The sequence below is a fragment of the Sphingomonas sp. 22R3R2A-7 genome (assembly GCF_036856055.1).
Classification (GTDB): domain Bacteria; phylum Pseudomonadota; class Alphaproteobacteria; order Sphingomonadales; family Sphingomonadaceae; genus Sphingomonas.
The window spans coordinates 26,710-45,653 of the sequence record NZ_JASPFR010000003.1 but is presented as its reverse complement, the minus strand read 5'-3'; the positions used below and the strand labels follow the sequence as shown (position 1 = coordinate 45,653).

The following is an 18,944-nucleotide window of genomic DNA, read 5'->3' as shown; positions in this document are numbered from 1 at the left end:
GGATCATGCGGGCCAACGCTTTCTATAGCCTGCTGAATATACAGGATAAAACGCCGTGGGACGATCATCGGACTTCAACGCACAAACAGGCGTCCTCGACACCTCGACACCTCGACACTTTGCAATGTTGGAATGTTGGCGTGCTAGATTCCATTTTTGACCAAAAACGTCTGCAGTAGACCGTAATATCGTTCATCGGTGGACGCAGGTAGCGCTGACATTGTCAGCTCGAACGATCACAAACGGCTGGCGGATTGGAGGCTGACGGGGTTTTCCGTGTAATAGCACGAAGTCTCCTGTCCCGGTCGTACGGCACATGCCACAGCCTAGCGTTTTCCTCGTGAAAGCACGCAGCGCCACACGGACTTCTGAGGTATTGCACAGAAATTGCTGTGCTTTTCGAGGGCCGGCCGTCCGAACGCGTCTAGCCGGAGAATAGCCCAGCTAATGTTCGTGCTATCACACGGAAAACCCCCTTTCCGTTGGACAAGCATGAGGCACCGACACAGGTTGATCGCTGATAAAGGCGAGTTTGGGATCATGAGCGACGTTTCGGTTTTTCAGGGTGACCTGTTTTCAGTGCATAGCCCGCTGTACGGCGATGTGCAGGGCGAGCGGACCGTGGCTGAATTTCCGTTTTTCGCCCTGTCGAAAAAGGCTCATATGACGCCGATGGTCTTTGAATCGGGCGAAGCCCGGATCGAGATCAATCCGAGCAAGACTGGCGTCGCGACGATCTACGACAAGGAAATCCTGCTCTATATCGCCAGTCTGATGGCGGAGCGGGCGGAAAATGGCGAAAAAGCCGACCGGATCATGACGTTTACCGCCAATGATCTTTTCCGCGTTACGGGTACGAACTCGTCGGCACGATCCTATACGTCGCTCAAGGCCTCATTGAACAGGCTGCAAGGTACACAGATTGTCACCAATATTGAAACCGGTGGCGAAGGGTCGGACAGCTCATTCTCCTGGCTGCTCAAGGCTGACATAAAGTACATCAAGACATCGACAGGCGAGCGCCGGGTAAAATGGGTCGAAGTCATGGTGTGCGATTGGCTGTATCGTGCGATCCTGACGGATCAGCGGATCGCTGCATATCATCACGACTTCTTTAAGCTTGGTCCGATTGAACGGCGTCTGTACGAACTTGCCAAGTTCAACTGCAAGGACGACGGGTTCACACTCGATATTGGCGAGCTCGCGGCACGCGTAGGCTGCGCATCGGACCGACGTGGCCTTGAATATTTCAAGAAGCAGCTTCGCGACGTGTCCGAACAGGATAGTCTACCGGAATATACTCTCGACGTGGTCGAAACGAAAATTCCGTCGGGACGCGGTGGTCGGCCGCGGTTGCACACGACGATCGGCTTTCGACCCAAAAGAGAGCCCGAAATCCTTGAAGACGGCACGGACGCGTAATCCGTCTGCCGGCTGGCACCAGGTTTTCCGTGTAATAGCACGAACGCAAACTCGATGCTCGTCGAGCTACCCGGCCAAGCTATCGGACCTCGGCAAGAGTTTTCCGTGTAATAGCACGAACATTTCCCGGGTTTTCCGTGTGAAAGCACGAACCTTGGCGCTTTGCCCTGCCCCCATAAACCGCAAGGATGACTGAATGGCAGTCATCGTTTGTCGAATCCGGTTTGTTGCGGATCCGATGAGCGAGGATGTGGCCGTAACGATCATCGGCAAGGGAGGACAAGTGCCGGCGTTTCTGAGCCGCATCGCGCGCAGCGTCTACGCTGGCGCAGGATGCATATGCCGCTCAGATCGGCACCCTGCCCTATCTTGCCCATGGCATTGGTGACGAAGGAATGGCTGTGAGCGGATAAAAGGAAACCCGGCACAAAGGCCAGGCATCCCAAAAGCACATACTAGGTTCGTGCCGGCAAGCACAAACGATCGCTTCAACAACGATCCCTAAATATGCGCTTTTCAGATTGAATTCAAGGATGCGCGTTTCGTGCCACGGCTGACTTTTGCCTGTTTCCGCCACCCTCAAAAGGGAACGGACGATGGGGACTATAACGATAGGCGATGCCGCGCTTAAGGCGTTCGGCCGGCTGACGCACGAGCGGTCGCCAGGGCGGTCCGGGGGCGATCGGGTGCGCCGCACCGGACGGGCGCGCCTGTGCTGCGCGACAGCCTGGAGGCGGGCAGCTTCGAGGAGGCGTTCTGGATGGTGCCGGCCAAGGGTGAAACCGACCGTTTGCTGCATGTCGCGCGTAAGACCCTCGATGCTGCGCGACGTTTGCGCCGTGATGCGCGATCGGGGGAACGGACGTTGACGGCCGTCGAGCGGGGCATTGCCAAACTGACCGGCAGCGCCGTCCGGGTCTTTGAGGAAATCCTTACGCTGGCGCGGTTGAATCGCGGCCGCGTCTATCCTTCCTACGATTATCTTGCCGAGGCGACGGGGCTTGGTCGTGCAACGGTCGGCCGCGCGCTCGTGATCCTCGAAGCGATCGGTTTTCTGGTGCGTCAGCGACGTTTTAACCGCGTGAAGAGTGAAGGGCCCGGACCGCGCTACGTTCAGACATCAAACGCCTATCGGCCTTTGTTGCCTGGCAGCGTCCGATCCTACCTGCCCCGCTGGATGCGTCCTGCACCGCTGCCGGATGACGTCGTTCAGCATCGCATGGATCATGAGCTGGAAACCGCGGCGATGCTGGATACGCTGTCGTGCCGTGAGCTTGCGCAGATAACCGTGGATGGTCCTTTGGGTAAAATCCTTGCCAAGCTGGGCGCGGCAATCGATCGCACGGAGCGTGAAACTCAAAACGATCCAGAACCGCTTATGGATTCTATAGATACAGGTGACAAAAGTGTTGCCCTAGCCGGGCAACGCTATGCCTGACGACAAACACCGCAACCATACCTGACAATCGCCACGGTATAACACGCGGAAAACCCTGAACGCGCCGACTTTGTCGGCACGAATGCTCCCTGAGGGATCATGCGGATTATGCATCTGAACTCTCGGGCCGCGCCGGTGGCTGAACCGTCGTGATATTTGCAGGATGATCGAGGGATCAACGCATTTTCGAGCGTTGATTGGTGAGCCCGAACAGTAGTCGGGTCGGGAAAAAAGGCTGTCTTATGGCAACCCCCGGATGTGGCTGCGTGTGATTTTCGCGCAATAAGCGCCCATCCCACACCAGCTTGCCGACCGAAATCAAGGTGACGAAAGCGGCCTTCCATCAATCCCCGATAGGGCTTTCCCCGTGCTTGCGTAACACGTCGTTAAAGGCCTCCGCCATCAGCGACTGGAGGCTCCTGCCCTGCCGTCGCGCCAGCGTATGCATGGCGAACGACATTTCGGGTGTGAAGAACCCGGCGATCTGCTTGCGACCCTGGCGGCTGGCGGGACCTGATGCCCCACCCTGCCCCGCCAGCGCTGGGGTCGACGGCTGATTTGTCGTTTGTCCGGCAACCTGTTGTGTCGATTGGAGTGCCACGACCGGCTCGGGCGCAGTGCGATCACGCAGATTTGCAAAAGACGGCTTGCGGCTCATGCTAGTGTTTTTCCTTTCTTCATCATGGCTTTGGAGCCAGATTTCTTCGCTGCGTGTGTCGACAGGTTGAGCTGTCGACACGTCCACTCGTAGATCTGTCGAACATCGTCCGCCGCTTTGCCGTCGGGCTCGAATTCCATGACGGTGCGACCTTCCGCACTGGCGTGGCGAAAGGCGGCACGGTCGGGGATCTGGATCGGGCAGGCCGGCGTACCGAAGCCCTCGACCAGTTCGCCGGCTTCCTGGTACATGCGCGGCGCATTGGGCGAGCCGGCCGTGAACACGACGAAGGCAGGCTTGCGGAGCAACTGCACGAGCTTCGCCGTCGTCTGGATTGCCGACAGATCGAAAGCGCTGGGACGACAGGGGATCAGGACCAGGTCGGCGATCTCGACGGCTGCGCGCGCGGCACTGTCGGCATGAGGCGGCGTATCGATGACGATGAACTCCGCCCCCTGCCCTATTGCCTGCTCGATCTTGGCAGCAAGCCGCGGCGGTGGGCTGTCGATGACTTCCGGGGGCGCATCCTGGCGCCAGCTGGCCCATTGGCTGGCCGTCGCTTGGGGATCGGTGTCGATGACGAGCGCGACACGCCCTGCGTCATGAGCGGCAGCGGCGAGATGGAGCGCCAGCGTCGTCTTGCCGGCCCCCCTTCTGGCTGATGATTGCGATAGTCGGCATGTCGGCTCTCCTACATGTCTACATGGCGACAGTGCAACACCGCTGACGAAGACGATCGCTTTTGTCTTCCTGTATGTCGAGACTTACACACGTGGACGATCATACATGTCGACATTCTAGGTATAGCCTGTCGGACACCATGGTGTTCTCTACATCCGATCGTTTGGGCGCCGCATATGGTGTTGTGCAGGATGCCGATCGTACCCAGTGCGGCAGCCAGGCAAATACGCACCGGGCAGGGTGGTGGCATTAGACGATGGGTTGTGGCGTGGTTCGCTGCTTTACCTGAACGCATCTGCCCGAGCAGACCGAGTGGCCGTCTGCGTGTGCTTTCCGTTGGGCGGTTCGAAGATGGCTGACCCAAAGATCGCCCATGTCGACATGTTGGCCGGCTGTACGTGAGTGGCGATACGACACGAGGTTTGGAGGTTTCGATAGTATGTCCTCAAGCCCGATGCCCTCGACAAATCGTGTCGTCGACACCTCGACACTCCTACGAGGCAGCGTCTCGGAGTGAAACCAGATCAGCGCGTCGACGAACTGACATGTAAACACGTCGACATGACGACATGTTGCACATTCCGCTTTTGTTCGTGTCTGCACTGACTCATATAGTCGCGATGCCGATCCGCCCCCAGAACCGCTGGCTTTACCCGATCGATTGGCAGCAGCTGTCGGCCACGATCCGTTTCGATCGTGCCGGTGCGCGCTGCGAGCGATGTGCGCGGCCGCATCTGCGCTTCGTCGCGCATCTTGGCGACGGGCGATGGTGGGATGCTGATACCGGCTATTGGCGTTCGGACCGTGGTCGACGGATCGCGGTTCGCGAACGGTTGGACATGCTCAGCGTCCGTACGACCTATGTCGTGCTCGCCTGCGCGCATCTCGATCATGATCCGGGCCACAACCTGCCGGGCAATCTCGCCGCATTGTGCCAGCGCTGCCATATGCTCCACGATGCGGCTGAACATCGCTGGCAGCGCTGGTGGAACGTCTTTCGCCTGTGCGCACTGCGTGACCTGTACGAAGATCCTCACCTCACGCGGGAGCGCCTCGCGCATCATCCAGCAGGGAGCAAGGGGCAGGGCGGGCCGTCAAAGTCCGCGATTGCCGGATACGTTACCCCTCGTAACCGGGCGCGGAGGCCATCCACGGTGTACGGTGGGGCAGGTTCGTCCGACGCCTGAACTTAGACGGAGGATAGGCCCAGCGACGGATACGGGTAGTGTGGTAACCAACCCGCCGATGAGAGCCTGATCATCGTCGTCGATCAGGCGCCCGCGGCACACCTGCCAAGGTCGACGCAACCGCTGGCCTCTTCGCCAGCGAAGGAGTCATGAGAGCGTACGTTTTGGAACATCCTCTTACCAGCCTCCTGGGTTGGGCGAGATGTTTGGGCTTCATCAACGGTCGGTACCGCGCGGTCATCACGCATGCTTGCGTGCCGCGATAGTCGCAATCGCGTCCCGCATCAGGGCAGCACGGCTGGTCTCAGGTTGATCTCGCGTGTCGTAATGATCGTCCAGCGCTCGCGTCGCAGCTGCCTTTTCGGCATCCGGAGCATCCGTAAGGATCTGCCGCAACAGACCCGCCCGAACCGCCCACCGCTGGGCATGAAGGTGGTCAAGGTTCGCATCGATACTGCTGCGGACAAGTTCCAGCTCAGTCATTTGCGCGGCTCTCCAGCGATCGGGATAGGCGTCACCCAATTCACGAACGGCGATAAACCGGCGGGCAGGGGACGCACGGCCCTCGCGATCGACCCACCGCGCACGTGATCCGGCCTCGACGGCGCCGACGATATCGTCGCGCCAGGTGTCGCCCACCATCAGCAGTTCACTGGCCTCGCAGCCGAGCTTGGCCGTCATGCCTGCGTAGAACGCCCCGTCAGGTTTGATAGCACCTGCATCGAAGGAGAAGTGCCAGACATCCACCAGGTCGCCCAGGAGGGCCTTTAGCGGGGCCGCGTAGGGCAGGGCGAGGTTGGAGGCGACAGCGACCCTCACTCCCGTCTCACGAACCCGACGCAGGGCATCCAGCGTATCGGGGTAGGGCGCGATCGTCACCAATTCCTCGTCCAGCATCGCCAGCTCGGCGTCTGGGTGCGGTAACCCCAGCGCAGCGGCATAGTCCGCGAGCCCGATCGGCTGGACCATCGGCGAGGGCAGCGCTTGCGTCCGATCACGGGCCTGCCGGATCAGCCGCTCGAACGGATGCCGCTTGCGGCCGATATGCACCAGCGTGCCGAACGCATCGAATGCGACGGCACGGGTGACCGGCGGTGGAGCATAGAGCCGATCGGCAGCAACGAGCAGGCGGGCGTACAGCGCGTCGCTGACGCTGCCGGCGCGGATCATGGCATCGGCGACCACGGCCGCATCCGGATCGGTCGGCTCGCGGAAGATCATGACCGCCTCGTTTCCCCGATCGCGGCCGGCGAGGTCAGCCAGGACGGCAGCGTAGGCGGTTTGCTCGGCCAGTGTGCGGAAACTCGGAAGGGGATCACTCATGGCAGGATCGTCCTGGCTCGATGGGGGAATGATCGTCGAAACGTCCGTCTCTGCTGCAGCCGCTTGTCCGAAGCGTCCCCTTCTGCGACCATAGACCTGCGGTTCGGTCAATCCCGGTCGTGGGGCGTCGTAACCCCGATGATCACAAGTCCGGTCGAGAGCTTCTCGGCCGGGTGGCTGTCACGCATGTCCAAGGCTTGCCCAAAGGTGGCAGCGCCTTGTGCTTGTGCAGGGTTTCCAACGCGCGGCTCTTCAGCCGGGTCGCGCCTCCATTCCAGGCGAGGAGGCATCGCGGTGAGCGATCTGAAACAGAAAATGCGGGAATTACTGGGCGGCTGGGTGAATGCCGACAGCCTGGATCGGCTCCGGGCGACCTTGAGAAGCTGCTGTGTCTGCGCATGACAGAGATCACGCTGAACAGGCCAATTGGCATGAGCTGTTCCAAGGATGTTTATGTCGAATGGATGGCCGAGGAGGCTGAGCAGTTCGTGTTATTGGCGAGAATGTTGATGCTGGAAATGCGTGACGGGTTTTCGGGCCATCAGCGATTGCTGTTGGGGGGATCATTTACGACCTGAACCAGAATCTAGAGAAGTTTATCAACGATACCCTTTTGATAATGGGGGACAGGCAGGAGATAGGCCGGCGTCTCGAAGCCAGCTAGAGCGATGACACTGGGTGCTGTAAGACGGATCGACATTTTGCGTTCGTGTGGCGTCCGACTGGCGTTCGACTGGCGTCCGTTTGGCGTCCAGTGCGTCCGATGTGCGTCCGATGTGCGTCCCTTTTGCGTCCGTCATTCCATTTCGGCACCGTGGACCTGCTGAGCTGCGCTCATCAGGGTAGTTTGAACCCCTTAAAGCTCGGCCAGTCCGTTCTGGGCCTGTCAGAGCTTAATTCACGACCCTTAAATCCGTGATTTCGGGTCGTACACCATACGCACCTTCCGGTGCCGGTAAGTTGTTGATAAACAACGACAGTTAGTCAACGTTTGCGTTTGGGCTGGACCCTGCGCGGACCCTATCAGGGTACAACCGCTTATAAACGTTGTCGTTTATCATGCATGATAGGGTCCGTCCTGTGGTTGGAGGCAATATGGCGCTGTCAGATTCCATCAAGGTCCGGTTGAGGGAGGGGCAGGCGCTTGTTTATGCCGCCCAGGCCGAACAACGGGGGGTCGGTATCGCGGCCTTCATACGTGACCGCCTTGATCAGATCGATCGGGTCGAGGAAGAGCTGGCGAGTATCCGTGCGGCCATGATCGATATGGGCGAGACGCTGGACGAGCTGCGCGATCGGCTCGCTGATTTCGGTAATAGCGCAAGCGCTCAGGTGCAGCCGGAGCCGCCAATACCGAACGCCGTTCAGATCGAAACGCTGATGCTGTTGCGGGCAAGTGCATCGTCTCAGGATATGCGAATTGTCTGGGGCGAGCTTGACCGGCAGGAGATAAAGCCGTGGCGCGGAAAAGTGCGATAACGCCGGCGATTAGCGGATAATCACAAGGCATATAAGCCGGCCACGGCAATGCAGAAACGCAGATTGAAAGGGAGCGGCCAAATGCACCTTGATCGGAAGCGCCATATCTCGCCGGGCCGGCTGATAGGAATGGGTATGGGCATGATCGCCCTGGCTGGACTTTCGGCTCAGGCCGATGCCGCTGTTGCGACCTTGTTGGCCCAGCCCAACCCTACCCAGTCCGCCGCTGTCGATAAGGCGCTCGGTTCCGCGCCGACATCGTTGAAGGCCGACGTGACGGCCGCTCTGCCGACACTGCGCCCGTATATCGTCACGCTGATGTGCGTGCAGGACGACATGGCGACACGTGCCCTGGTCGAAAAATTCGTCGGATCGCGAGGAACTGTCATGTTCAATGGATGGTCGGGTGCCATGTCGCCGGCAAAGCGGATCCAACATCACGACATGGTCGGATGCCTTACCGTCACCCGTATCCAGAACTGGCGGCGGATTGCTGCGAACGAGTTCGCCTTCGACATCCTGTTTACCGCCGACGACAGCGGCGAGAGCTACCTGTGGCAGAACAAGGTCCACAAGGAGCCCGACGGGACGTGGCTGATCGCCTGAGCAGCTAACGGCTTTCCGGGTCCAGGGCGGCCTGGCATTCATGGCGGATGTACCGCTGGGGCCATCACCGTGTCACGCTTGATGACCTGATCGGGTTTGCCTGGTCGGCGCCCATGCGGGAATTGGCCGCGCAAGTGGGCCTATCTAATGTAACCGGACTTGGCGTCGCGTGCACGCAAACAATTTATGCGATGCCAGCCTGCTTGAGCGTGAGCAAGGGCCACTCCATCACGCCGCCCCATCCACAAACAGCGCAACCAGACGCTGGTTGATATAATAGTTGTTCCGCCCGATCCGGTGCTTGGTCAGCAAGCCGCCCTCCGCCAGTTCGTCGAGATATTTCGTCGCGGTCGGGCGCGACACGGTCAGTTCGGTCTGCACGTAATCGATCCGTGTATAAGGGTGGCGGAACAGGTTGTTGAGCAGGTCCTGCGAATAGATCCGGGCGTGGTCGGCGCGCAGGCGCTGCTTGAAATCGGCCATCAGACCGTGGATCGCCTCGATCAGGCGCAGCGTCTCCTGCGCGGTCTCGGCGACGCCGCGCAGCATGTAGAGCAGCCACGGTTCCCAGTCGCCGGTATCGCGCACCGATTGCAGCAGCCGGTAATAGTCCGCCTTGCGGCTGGTGATGAACCGGCTGAGGTACAGGATCGGAATGTCGAGCAGCCCGGTCCGCGTCAGGTACAGCACGTTGATGATCCGCCCGAGCCTTCCGTTGCCGTCGGGGAAGGGGTGGATGCTTTCGAACTGGTGATGGATGATCGCCATCTTGACCAGCGGGTCGAGATCGCTGCGCCCGCGCCCGCCGATCCCGTCCTCCCCAATGGCATCGTCGTTGATGAAGATCTCCAGCGCGTTCATGTGCGCGACGATCGCGTTGGCGTCCTGCGGCGGGATATAGACCATCGCGCCGGTCTGGTCGTTCTTGAGCGCAGTGCCCGGCGTCGCGCGAAACCCGCTGTCGGTGCGCTTGAGCATCTGGAACATGGTAATGATCATCGTGTTGGTCAGTAGCCCGCCCAGCCGCTGCTGTTCGCTAAAGCCGTGGCGCAGCGCATCGGCATAGAGCGCGACTTCCTTTGCCGCCGGGGACGATGGGTTTTCGGGAAAGGCGCGCGCCTGGAACAGTTCGTCCTGCGTGGTGACGATATTCTCGATCTCGGAGCTCGCCTTGGCTTCCTGCATCGCGAGCGTGTCGATCAGGATGCCCTGGTTGGGGATCGACGCGGCGCGGCCCTTCAGCTCGGCGAGGTGCCGGTGCGCCTGCGTGAGCGCGCGGAGCACCGCGGGCGTTTCCTCCAGCCCCGGCGGGGGCAGGGCGGGGATGGTGTAGCTGGGCGTCAGCATGGGGCAGGGGCGTCGATCAACATTCTGCCGAAAAGTTTGCACATAGGGTGCGACGTGTAAAGAAAACCGCGTTTTCTTGGCACGTCGCGCGAACGTGTAAAAGGCGGGCGTCATTGTGCGGCTACCCAGAAGCCGCCAATCCGCTTTCCTCTCCAACCCGGACATTCGTGCTTACTACGCGGCGAGGCACCGACGACGAATAGCGCGACCAGAACACCGCCGGAAAGCGTGAGCGTCTACACACGAGTGAGGAAGGACTTTCGGTGCTCCGTCGCGGAACTTAGAATCTTTGCGACAGGGGGGCGGCGGGCTTTGGGGCCTGCCCCTTGCAGGTCATTGGTGGTACGAGGATCGCATGCTGAAAATACGGATGAAGCGGGATGCGGAGCAGAACGCTGGCGCGATGAAGCGTCTCACGCAGATCGAGACATCAATTATAGAGCTTGGGAACGAGGATCTGCTCGATCTTGCTGACATTTTCAGGGAGAAGTCCGAGGCGGCGATTACGCAGTATGCCTTCGCTGAGATGGCCCGACGCAAAATCAGCTTTTAAGCCATCTTGCGATACGGCCAGCATGACGGCTTGGCCTACTTTCATACATTAAAGCATCATGAGTAAACAGCGCAGATGGAGAATGTCTGTAACTGTATTGGCCAGTTTTCGAACAGCTAATATCGGACGTTGCCGTCCCGCCCCGTGGCCGCTACTTTGGTATTACGCCTCCCACCGGCCATCGCGATGTTGTTCGCTGACGAGGCGATCATCTTATCTTGTTTAGAAGTCCACTCGAGCACCCAACCGCAAGGTGTAGCTTGACCGCGCAGCTTCGCCGGCTATCATTCTATCTCCGGGCATTCGCCTGGGGAAATGTAGCTATGCAGTTGTAGCTAGATTCCGACAGGCAGCGGCACATAAATGGCTACATGTCGACACATCGACATGTAGCCATCCTCTATTTCAGAATCGCAGCCGTACGCCCGTAGCGACGCTCTCGCGGTGGTCGTCCTGGCCGGTCTGCGCTTCGACCGTCGAGAACAGTTCGACGCCGCTCGGCAGGCGGTATGCGACGCCGGCCGATGCCGTACCGGTCACCTTCGCGCGCGGGGCGCCCAGCGCGGTCAGCGTCAGCGGTGCACCGGCATAGCCTGCGATCGCATCGGCGCGCTTGCCTTCGATCCGGGTGCGGGCGCCGAACCCGACATAGGGACGGAACGTGGCGTCGGACGCCTCGCTGCGCGCGAACGTCACGCCGGCATCGGCAAAGCCGGTGACATGGCGATCGCGCGCCACGGTCAGGGCGAACGGTCCGCCGGCCTCGCCCACCCGGTCGCGGGTGGTGCGCAGATAGGTCACGCCGACCTTGGGGGTCAGCGTCCAGTCGTCCGCCATCGCCAGCGCATAGCCGACCGACACGTCGCTCGCCCAGCTGTGCAGGCCGTAGCGCCCGGTTGCACTGCTCGCCCCCGGTAGCGCGCGCGTGGTGCGCGCATCGCCGCCATCATACAGGATCGATGCGCCGATCCGGATATTGCCCGCGGTATAGCGGCCGTGAACGCCTGCGACGACACCATCGGTGCTGGTCGCAGCGCCGAGCGCACTGATCCGCTGGCGGCTGTCGAGATAGCCCGCAAACGCGCCGACCGACCAGTCACGGTTGCCGATGCCGATCCCGCCGAGGAAGCCGTAGCCGCTGCTGCGGGCCTTGGCGGTGCCCGCGTCGCGATCGGCACCGAGCGTGTGCCACTGCGCGATCCCTTGCGCGAAGGTGAAGAGGCCGACATCCTCGCGGTCGGTAGTCGCAAAGCCGGGTCCGCGTGCGACGTCGGTCAGGCTCAGCGTCTGGTCGACGCCCATCTGCGTCGCCGATGCATAGGCTTCGGGCGTCAATTGCGCGAACGCCTGGCTGTTTGACGTGCCGCTCGCGGTCAGCAGCGCGGGCAGGGCGGCGAACAGCGTACTGGTCGCCGGCTGCACTTGGATCGCGGCATTGGCATAGTCGATGCTGCGCGTGACCTGCGGGTTGAACGCGGGATCGCCCAGGAACTGGCCGAGCAGCTGGATCCGGTCGGCACGCTGCACGACAAAACCGAACAGCGACGCCGACTTGTCGATCGTCGTATAGCTACCGTTGATCCCGCCGCTTGCGACGATCAGGTCGTAGGACGTACCCGGCCGTACCGCACCGTCCGCGACGATGCGGAGTGTCGACCCCGACGCGATCGAAAGCCCACCGTTGATCACGAGCTTGTCGGCGACGGTCGGCGTGATCTCGAACAGCGACACCGATCCGCTCGCAAGCGAGACGTTGCCCGTCACGCTCATCGTGCCCGGCGAAGCCCCGGGGCTGAGCGTGCCGGCGACGGCGATGTTGCCGATCACCGACCCGGCCGACCCGAAGGTCGCGCCGGAGCGTACCGCGATCTGCGCCGCACGGATCGTCGATCCCGCCAGGCCGACAAGTCGACCACCCGACATGTCGACACTGCTCAGCGATGCATTACCGGCGATCGTCGCATAGCCTGCGGTCATGCCGTACGCCTCGACATTCGCGATCGACCCGAATGCGACCGGTGCCGCGGCGCTGCCGCCCGATACCAGGATAGTGTCGCTGCCGGCCCCGCCATCGACCGACCCTGCAAACCTGCCTGCGATGGTGAAGCGGTTATCGGCTGCCCCGAACACGACAGGCGCCGTGAGCGACGCCCCCGCTCCAATCGTCAGGTTGGTCGCGGCATTGACGCGCTCATAGGTCTGAGCACCCGTCAGCGTCAGCGTGCCACTGCCTTCGCCGTTCAGGATCTCGAAGTCGCGCAGCATGTCCGCGCCGAGCGTGCGGTCGCCCGCCAGCTCGAGCGTCGCGGTGTCGGTCCCGGCTCCACCCGAGACGGTGCCGAGCAGCGTACCGCCTGCCGTCAGGCGGAAGCCGTCATTGCCCGCACCGAGATCGATCGTGCCGGCAAGCGTGCCGCCCGCCGCGACGACGACGCTCTGCGCACCATCGCCGAAGGTCAGCGCGGTGCCGGCGGTGCCGAGCGTTCCCGTCACGGTCAGCGCGCCGCCTGCAAGCGCGATGCGCTCGAAGCCTGTTGCCGTGCCGGCCAGCGTGACCGGTGCGTTTGCGGTGAAGCGCAACAGGTCGGAGCCCGCGCCGCCCATATAGAGGCCGGTCGCACGCGTCGTGCCGAGCGCCAGTTCGTCGTTGCCGGCGGCGAGCGAGACCATCGCGACATCGCCGTCCACCGACAGCATTTCGGCCGCGTCCGAGCCCGTCACGGTGCCGACGACGAAGCCACCCAGCGAGAGGTTGAGGCCGGTGCCGGCGAGCGCGATCGACTGGAAATTCTGGTCGAGCGTCAGGCCCAGCGTGCCGCTGCCCTCGACGCTCAGACGCTCGAAGTTGCTGCGCTGGCCGATGCCGCTGCGGTTGCCGGCGAGCATGACGGTGTACAGGTCATCGCCGGCGCCGCCATCGACATCGCCTGCCACGCTGCTTCCAGCGCCCTCAACGAAGCGGTCGTTGCCGGCCCCCAGCAGCACGGCGCCGCGGATCGTGCCGGTGTTGACGACGCGGTCGTCGCCAGCGGCCAGGTCGACGCTGCCGGCGATCGTACCCGCATTGGTCAGGGTCTCGTTACCCGCCCCGCCGGTGATCGTCACTGCGCCGGTGCTGGCGAGGACCTGACCGGTGGCGACCGTCACATCGCCGCCCGAGACGCCGATCGTGTCGAAGCGGAAAGTCCCCGAATAGGCGACATTGCCGCTGCCGACCTGCATGAAGCGCTCGAAATTGACGAACTGGTCGCCATTGACCGCGCCACCCGCGGTCGCATCGACGATCAGGCCGTCATTGCCCTCGCCGGCGTCGACGGTGCCGACCAGCACCGCATCCGCGCGCTGGAGGAAGCTGTCGTCGCCCGCGCCGAGCAGGACATTGCCCTCGATCCGGCCGCGGTTCTCGATGCTGTCGTTGCCGTCGCCGAGATCGACCGACCCGAAGATCGCGCCGGTATTGACGATGCGGTCGTCGGCGCGGCCCGAGCTCTGGATCGCACCCGCCAAGCTGGTGCCGGCAAGCGGGTTGCCGTTCGCCAGCACGCTGCCGGTGCCGCCCCGGATCGTGCCGCTATTGGTCAGGTCGAGCGCGGTGCCCGATGTCAGCAGCGCGACCGCGGACGTGCCGGTCGCCTGGATCGTCCCGCTGTTGGCGATCGTCCCGGTTACATTGGTCCCGGTATTGACCAGCAGTCCGACCGCCGGACTGGTGTAGGTGTAGGTCGTGCCGTCCCAATCCTGATAGGTCTGCGTCAGGCCGTTGCCGGTCGCCTCAATCGTCCCGCTATTGGCGATCGCGTAGGTCGAGCTGACGGTCGCGCCGAACCTGTCCTGGATGTACAGCTCCGCAGCAACGCCGCCTTCGCCGCTCGCGGTGACGGTACCGCCATTGGTCAGCGAGACCGCGCTTGCGCCGCTCGAATAGTAATCGCTGCCGGTTGAGATCACTAGCGCGGTCCCAGTGGTGGACGTGATCCTACCGCTATTGGCGACCGCGATTGCGGCCGGGGCCGTCTGGTCGAGAAGTGTGGTGGCCGATACCGCGAGTCCGCCGGTGATCGTCCCGCTGTTCGTGGCGGTGAGAGCGTCGAGGCCATAGCCATCGAGGCTCGCGGCGAAATAGCCGCTGGACGAGGCGATCGCGCCGCTGTTGTCGAAGGACAACGTCCCCGACGAAACGCCTTGGTATACGGCGTTCGACAGAAGCGATTCCGCGCCGATCGTACCGCTGTTGGTGAAGGCGTAGACCAGGCCGTTCACGCCGCCCGAGATCGTCCCCCGGTTTACGAACGCGGCCAGCCCGTTGGTCTGGGCCAATCCGGCCGTGTTGAAGAACGGAAGATAGGTCTGTGCGGCGCCATCGATGGTCGCCTCGTTGACGATCGTGCCGTCGCCCCGAAGGTACAGGTCGCCTGCAACACGGTTCGTCGCGGTCAACGTTACGCGCGTGTCGGTGCCGAGCGCCTCGACGTAATCGGCTTCGAAATTGATCGCCGTCCGCTGGTCGAGCGCGATGCTGTCGCTGGTTTTGCGCGACCAGCCGAAGATATCGGAGCCCTCGCCGCCATCGATAATCCCGCTCACCCCGGTCGTAGCGCCGGTCTGAAGGAACATGTCGGTGCTCGACCCGAAGGTCACGTTCCCGGCAACCGTGCCGCCATCCGCGACGTAGACGGCGCTCGAATAGGCGTAGGGCGACGTCGCCGCGACATCGCCGATGATCGAGCCGCGGTTGACGATCGTCCCGCCGTTCGAGAGGTCGATCGCGGTCAGCCCGCTGATCGTCCCGGTCGTTTCGTTGGTCAGTACGCTGCCATAGCCCAGCGTGACGGCGGTCGCCCTGCGGCTCTCGATCGTGCCGCTGTTGGTGATCTGCATGGGGTTATAATAATAGCTGCCCTGCACGGCGGTACCATCGACCCGGATCGTGCCGCTGTTGGCCAGCGTGGTGAAGCCCGTCACCCCGATTGCGCCGGCACCGGTGCCGGAAACATCCGTGATCGTGCCCGAATTGACGATGTCGCGCGCACCGATGATCGCCGTGCCGCCCCCGGTCAGGGTGATCGTGCCGCTATTGGTGACCGTGTTCCCGCCGCTGATCGCGACTGCCGGATAATAGAGGCCGGCCGCATTGGCGACGGTGATCATGCCGCTATTGGTGACGTCGGCGGTCCCTGCGGCGATCGCCGCCAGCGTCGAATAGAAATTGTTCTGCGTGGTCGTGGTCAGCGCCAGCGTGCCGGCGTTGGTGATCGTCAGCGCCTGTGCCGGCCCCGCGGTGCCCATGGTCAGCTGGTCGACCGTCCGGATCCCGGTATCGATCAGCGTGCGATCGGTCGCCGAGATCGTCCCGTTCAGCGTCACCGACCCGTTGCCGGTCAGCCCGATCGTGGTGGCAAACGGCGTCGCGGCGGTCAGCGTCAGCGCGGCGGCGTTGGTCAGCTCATAGGCGAGACCCTCGAACCCGTTGGTCAGCGCCAGCGCCGCGCTGGCATCGGCATTGACCCGGTAGCGCAGCGTATCATAGCCGGCGCCCGCATCGACCCCGCCGATCGCCCCCGCGAGCGGTCGCGTGCCCGTGCTTGCCAGGTCGACGACGAGCATATCGTCACCGCCACCCAGCCGGATCGCGCCGCTCACCGTGCCACCCGCATCGACGAACACATCGTTGCTGGAATCGAAGCTGAAGGGCGAAACCAGGTTCACGGTACCGGCGATCTGCCCGGCGTTGACGATCGCGACGGACGATCCGGTGCCGCTGACTGCCGCAGTACCGCCCGTGATCGAGCCCGATGCGGCGTTGATCAGCGTGCTGCCGTAGCCAAGCGAAACGCCCGTGATGCCGCCCGTTATGGTGCCCGTGTTGACCAGTCGCCCGCTCGACTGCGAGAGCCCCGTGGTCGCGCCGATGATCGTCCCGTCATTGGTCGATCCGCTGAAACCCCCGCCCGAAATCGTCGCGCCGATACCCCCGGTCGAGCGGATCGTCCCGCTGTTGGCCAGCGTGCCATAGACGACCGCAGCCCCGGTCCCCGTCGCGGTGATCGTGCCGCTGTTGGTCAGCGTCGTATAGGCCTGCACGCCCGACCCGCCATTGGCGGTGATCGTGCCCGAGTTGGTCACCGTCGCGGGCGTGCCCACGGCAAACAGGCCGGTGCCGCTGAGCGATGCGGTGATCGACCCCTGGTTGGTGAAGTCGGGACCGTAAGGCGAGAATGCAGCGACGACGGCCTGCCCGTTCGTCACGAGCGCGGCCTGGTTGACGAGCGCGCCCGTGCCACTGATCGATATACCGGTGCCGGACGTAAAGCCCGCGGCCAGCGTCGCCACCGCATTGTTGCTCAGGTCGAAGCCCAGCAGCTCGAAATTGGTCGGCAGCACCGCGCGGGTGAACACCGCATTGGCATCGACGCCGATCGCCAGCGTATCGCTCCCCGCTCCGCCGTCGATCGTTCCGGTGACCGAAGCGATCCGGCCCGTCGCGGCATCATAGCGCGCGCGGACCGTGTCGTTGCCCGCGCCCAGCAGCAGATCGCCGTTGATCACGCCCCCGCGCGTGTCGATCGTGCTGTTCAGTCCCGACCCGGCGGTCGAGACGACCGACCCGTTGATCGTGCCTGCATTGGTCAGCGACAGCGCACCGCTGGTGCGGATCGCGGTCGTGCTGCCCCCGATCACCGCGTCTGTCGCGTTGCTGACGTAGAGATAGCTGCCGGTACCGCTCAGCGTCGCGGCCGAGCCGCTCGACACGATCCGGCCCGTGTTGACGACGTTCATCCCCGAGAGGGTCGAGGCGAGGGCAGCATTGCCGCCTCCGTCGATCGTCCCGGCGTTGGTGACGTAGGAGATCACGCCGGCGATACCGCCGATCGTCCCGGTCGCGCGGTTGGTGACCGATAGCGAGCCAAAGCCGATCTGGTCCGTGACCACGGCGGGCCCCGCGGTGCCGGTGATCGTGCCGGCATTGTCGATCGAAGCGGAGATATAGCCATTGGTGTTGCTGGCATCGCGCCGGATCAGGATCCCTTGCGCGCCCGTCATCGTACCGCCCGCCGCGACCATCACCGTCGCGCTGGCCGACGGATAGCTGGTCTGGGTGGAACCGGGGACGCAATAGCCGACGGAGGCCCCTGAATATGGATCGCACGGTACTGTGGTGGGGGCAGCGGTAGTGATGAACAGCCCGGCCTTGCCCGTCCCGCCATCAATCAGGCCATTGACCTGGAAAGATGCATTATTAGCCCGACTGATGATCGCAGCAGTACCACTGCCGGGGCGCACGATCGCTCCGCTTGCAATGACGATGCGAGTATTGTCGATTGCGACCGAAAGCCCATCGGCATCAGTACCTGTGCAGGTCGTTGTGCCATTGGTGACCGTGGGATCCGGCGCGCATTGCGCAAATGCCGGGCCCGCTACGAAAAACGTCGCCACGATTGCGCTCGTCTGCAACGCGCACATGCGCACACGCCGCTTCCGCGACGTCATTTCCCCAACCTGCACGAATTCCCCCAATGTTGCGTTAAACTAGGCTTTTGTCAATCATGTGCTGGCATACATGTTTTTAGCAACATAAAATACTTAGGCCTTAAAGAATTTATACGCAACATATAGTATCAGCTATTGCTTAATGACTGCAATATAATGCTACGGAATTGTAAGAGTTGGTTTTCACTTAATTGAAAGACGATTGGGGTGGTGCTCAATGGTAGGAGTTCCGGCTCAGGACTAGCCAACCCTATCAATCTTTATTATATTTGGTCTAAAAATCTTCTCTATAAATTCGTCTTATAATCGCTAATGAATTGCCAGATCGCCTATTTTTACGTCAGCATGCTTTCGTCGATGACAATCATAGGTCAAATAATATATCGTTTATGCGTGATGCCGAATGGCTGGGCATCGGCAAAAATATTGGAACTGCAATGAAGCTGGCAACAATGACGGTCATGATAGCGTTGACCGCATCGGCGGGCTCGGCGCAAACAACTTCAACGCGGGATACTGCTACAGCCTATGGTGCGCGTCTGACGGCTAAAGGGCTTCCTGCGGGGGGAGATCAGCGTCGAACGAGCAACCGAATTACAAACCGGATCGATAACAGGTTGAGCCTGCGCATCGAGCGCTATCGCCCGGACAGCACTGACAATCCCACCGCCGCCTTCCAGGCGACGCAAAATGACAAATCACGCATAGCGTCCATTCCAGTCACGCCACAGCAAGGGGATGAGTAGGTCGTTGCTGTGGCGG

General features: G+C 62.2%; 12 protein-coding genes and 1 pseudogene. 8 read left to right on the top strand and 5 right to left on the bottom strand.

Annotated elements, in window-relative coordinates; genetic code table 11:
* The first annotated feature begins 540 nt into the window (after positions 1–540).
* Together QP165_RS19860 and QP165_RS19855 are read left to right on the top strand one after the other, a co-directional pair.
* The gene (locus QP165_RS19860) at positions 541–1,422 is read left to right on the top strand and encodes a replication initiator protein A (protein WP_056025556.1); all 882 of its coding nucleotides are present in this window, start codon (positions 541–543) and stop codon (positions 1,420–1,422) included.
* 712 nt (positions 1,423–2,134) lie between these two features.
* On the top strand, positions 2,135–2,860 hold the full coding sequence (locus tag QP165_RS19855) for a helix-turn-helix domain-containing protein (RefSeq protein ID WP_333997110.1): 726 nt from the start codon (positions 2,135–2,137) through the stop codon (positions 2,858–2,860).
* 343 nt (positions 2,861–3,203) lie between these two features.
* On the opposite strand, the gene QP165_RS19850 is transcribed toward QP165_RS19855, so the two are convergent.
* Positions 3,204–3,518 carry a ribbon-helix-helix domain-containing protein gene (locus tag QP165_RS19850; RefSeq protein ID WP_056025550.1) on the bottom strand — a complete coding sequence of 105 codons (315 nt, stop codon included), beginning with the start codon at positions 3,516–3,518 and terminating at the stop codon, positions 3,204–3,206.
* Positions 3,515–4,199, bottom strand: a pseudogene (parA, locus tag QP165_RS19845) (ParA family partition ATPase). The gene QP165_RS19850 and the pseudogene parA overlap by 4 nt, the downstream one beginning before the upstream one ends.
* A 620-nt stretch (positions 4,200–4,819) precedes the next feature.
* On the opposite strand from parA, the gene QP165_RS19840 reads away from it, so the two are divergent.
* Positions 4,820–5,386 (top strand): hypothetical protein, encoded by a 567-nt coding sequence (locus QP165_RS19840; RefSeq protein WP_333997109.1) that lies wholly within the window; start codon positions 4,820–4,822, stop codon positions 5,384–5,386.
* Between the two features lie 240 nt (positions 5,387–5,626).
* Here QP165_RS19840 and QP165_RS19835 read toward each other — a convergent pair whose 3' ends face one another.
* On the bottom strand, positions 5,627–6,709 hold the full coding sequence (locus QP165_RS19835) for an HAD family hydrolase (RefSeq protein ID WP_333997108.1): 1,083 nt from the start codon (positions 6,707–6,709) through the stop codon (positions 5,627–5,629).
* Positions 6,710–6,828: 119 nt separating this feature from the next.
* On the opposite strand from QP165_RS19835, the gene QP165_RS19830 reads away from it, so the two are divergent.
* The 3 genes from QP165_RS19830 (at position 6,829) to QP165_RS19820 (ending at position 8,794) form a co-directional block, all read left to right on the top strand.
* Positions 6,829–7,287, top strand: a complete 459-nt coding sequence (locus QP165_RS19830; protein ID WP_333997107.1) for a hypothetical protein — start codon at positions 6,829–6,831, stop codon at positions 7,285–7,287.
* A 517-nt stretch (positions 7,288–7,804) separates the two neighbouring features.
* Entirely contained in the window at positions 7,805–8,188 is a 384-nt protein-coding gene (locus tag QP165_RS19825) for a hypothetical protein (protein ID WP_333997106.1), read from the top strand.
* Positions 8,189–8,323: 135 nt separating this feature from the next.
* Entirely contained in the window at positions 8,324–8,794 is a 471-nt protein-coding gene (locus tag QP165_RS19820) for a hypothetical protein (protein WP_333997105.1), read from the top strand.
* 228 nt (positions 8,795–9,022) lie between these two features.
* On the opposite strand, the gene QP165_RS19815 is transcribed toward QP165_RS19820, so the two are convergent.
* Positions 9,023–10,141, bottom strand: coding sequence for a Fic family protein (locus QP165_RS19815; protein ID WP_333997104.1), 1,119 nt, complete (start codon positions 10,139–10,141; stop codon positions 9,023–9,025).
* A 355-nt stretch (positions 10,142–10,496) separates the two neighbouring features.
* Here QP165_RS19815 and QP165_RS19810 point away from each other — a divergent pair, with 355 nt between their 5' ends.
* Positions 10,497–10,694, top strand: coding sequence for a hypothetical protein (locus tag QP165_RS19810; RefSeq protein WP_333997103.1), 198 nt, complete (start codon positions 10,497–10,499; stop codon positions 10,692–10,694).
* 405 nt (positions 10,695–11,099) lie between these two features.
* Here the strand turns inward: QP165_RS19810 and QP165_RS19805 are convergent, their stop codons facing one another.
* A complete protein-coding gene (locus QP165_RS19805; RefSeq protein ID WP_333997102.1) occupies positions 11,100–17,975 on the bottom strand; it encodes an autotransporter outer membrane beta-barrel domain-containing protein in 6,876 nt (2,291 codons plus the stop codon).
* Between the two features lie 596 nt (positions 17,976–18,571).
* Here QP165_RS19805 and QP165_RS19800 point away from each other — a divergent pair.
* Positions 18,572–18,928 (top strand): hypothetical protein, encoded by a 357-nt coding sequence (locus QP165_RS19800; protein WP_333997101.1) that lies wholly within the window; start codon positions 18,572–18,574, stop codon positions 18,926–18,928.
* Positions 18,929–18,944: the final 16 nt, after the last annotated feature.

Bases quoted from the DNA above. Each gene is read 5' to 3' on its own strand.
- QP165_RS19800 (WP_333997101.1), top strand. From the start codon at position 18,572: ATGCGTGATGCCGAATGGCTGGGCATCGGCAAAAATATTGGAACTGCA.
- QP165_RS19850 (WP_056025550.1), bottom strand. From the start codon at position 3,518: ATGAGCCGCAAGCCGTCTTTTGCAAATCTGCGTGATCGCACTGCGCCC.
- QP165_RS19810 (WP_333997103.1), top strand. From the start codon at position 10,497: ATGCTGAAAATACGGATGAAGCGGGATGCGGAGCAGAACGCTGGCGCG.
- QP165_RS19835 (WP_333997108.1), bottom strand. From the start codon at position 6,709: ATGAGTGATCCCCTTCCGAGTTTCCGCACACTGGCCGAGCAAACCGCC.
- QP165_RS19860 (WP_056025556.1), top strand. From the start codon at position 541: ATGAGCGACGTTTCGGTTTTTCAGGGTGACCTGTTTTCAGTGCATAGC.
- QP165_RS19815 (WP_333997104.1), bottom strand. From the start codon at position 10,141: ATGCTGACGCCCAGCTACACCATCCCCGCCCTGCCCCCGCCGGGGCTG.
- QP165_RS19825 (WP_333997106.1), top strand. From the start codon at position 7,805: ATGGCGCTGTCAGATTCCATCAAGGTCCGGTTGAGGGAGGGGCAGGCG.
- QP165_RS19820 (WP_333997105.1), top strand. From the start codon at position 8,324: ATGGGCATGATCGCCCTGGCTGGACTTTCGGCTCAGGCCGATGCCGCT.
- QP165_RS19840 (WP_333997109.1), top strand. From the start codon at position 4,820: ATGCCGATCCGCCCCCAGAACCGCTGGCTTTACCCGATCGATTGGCAG.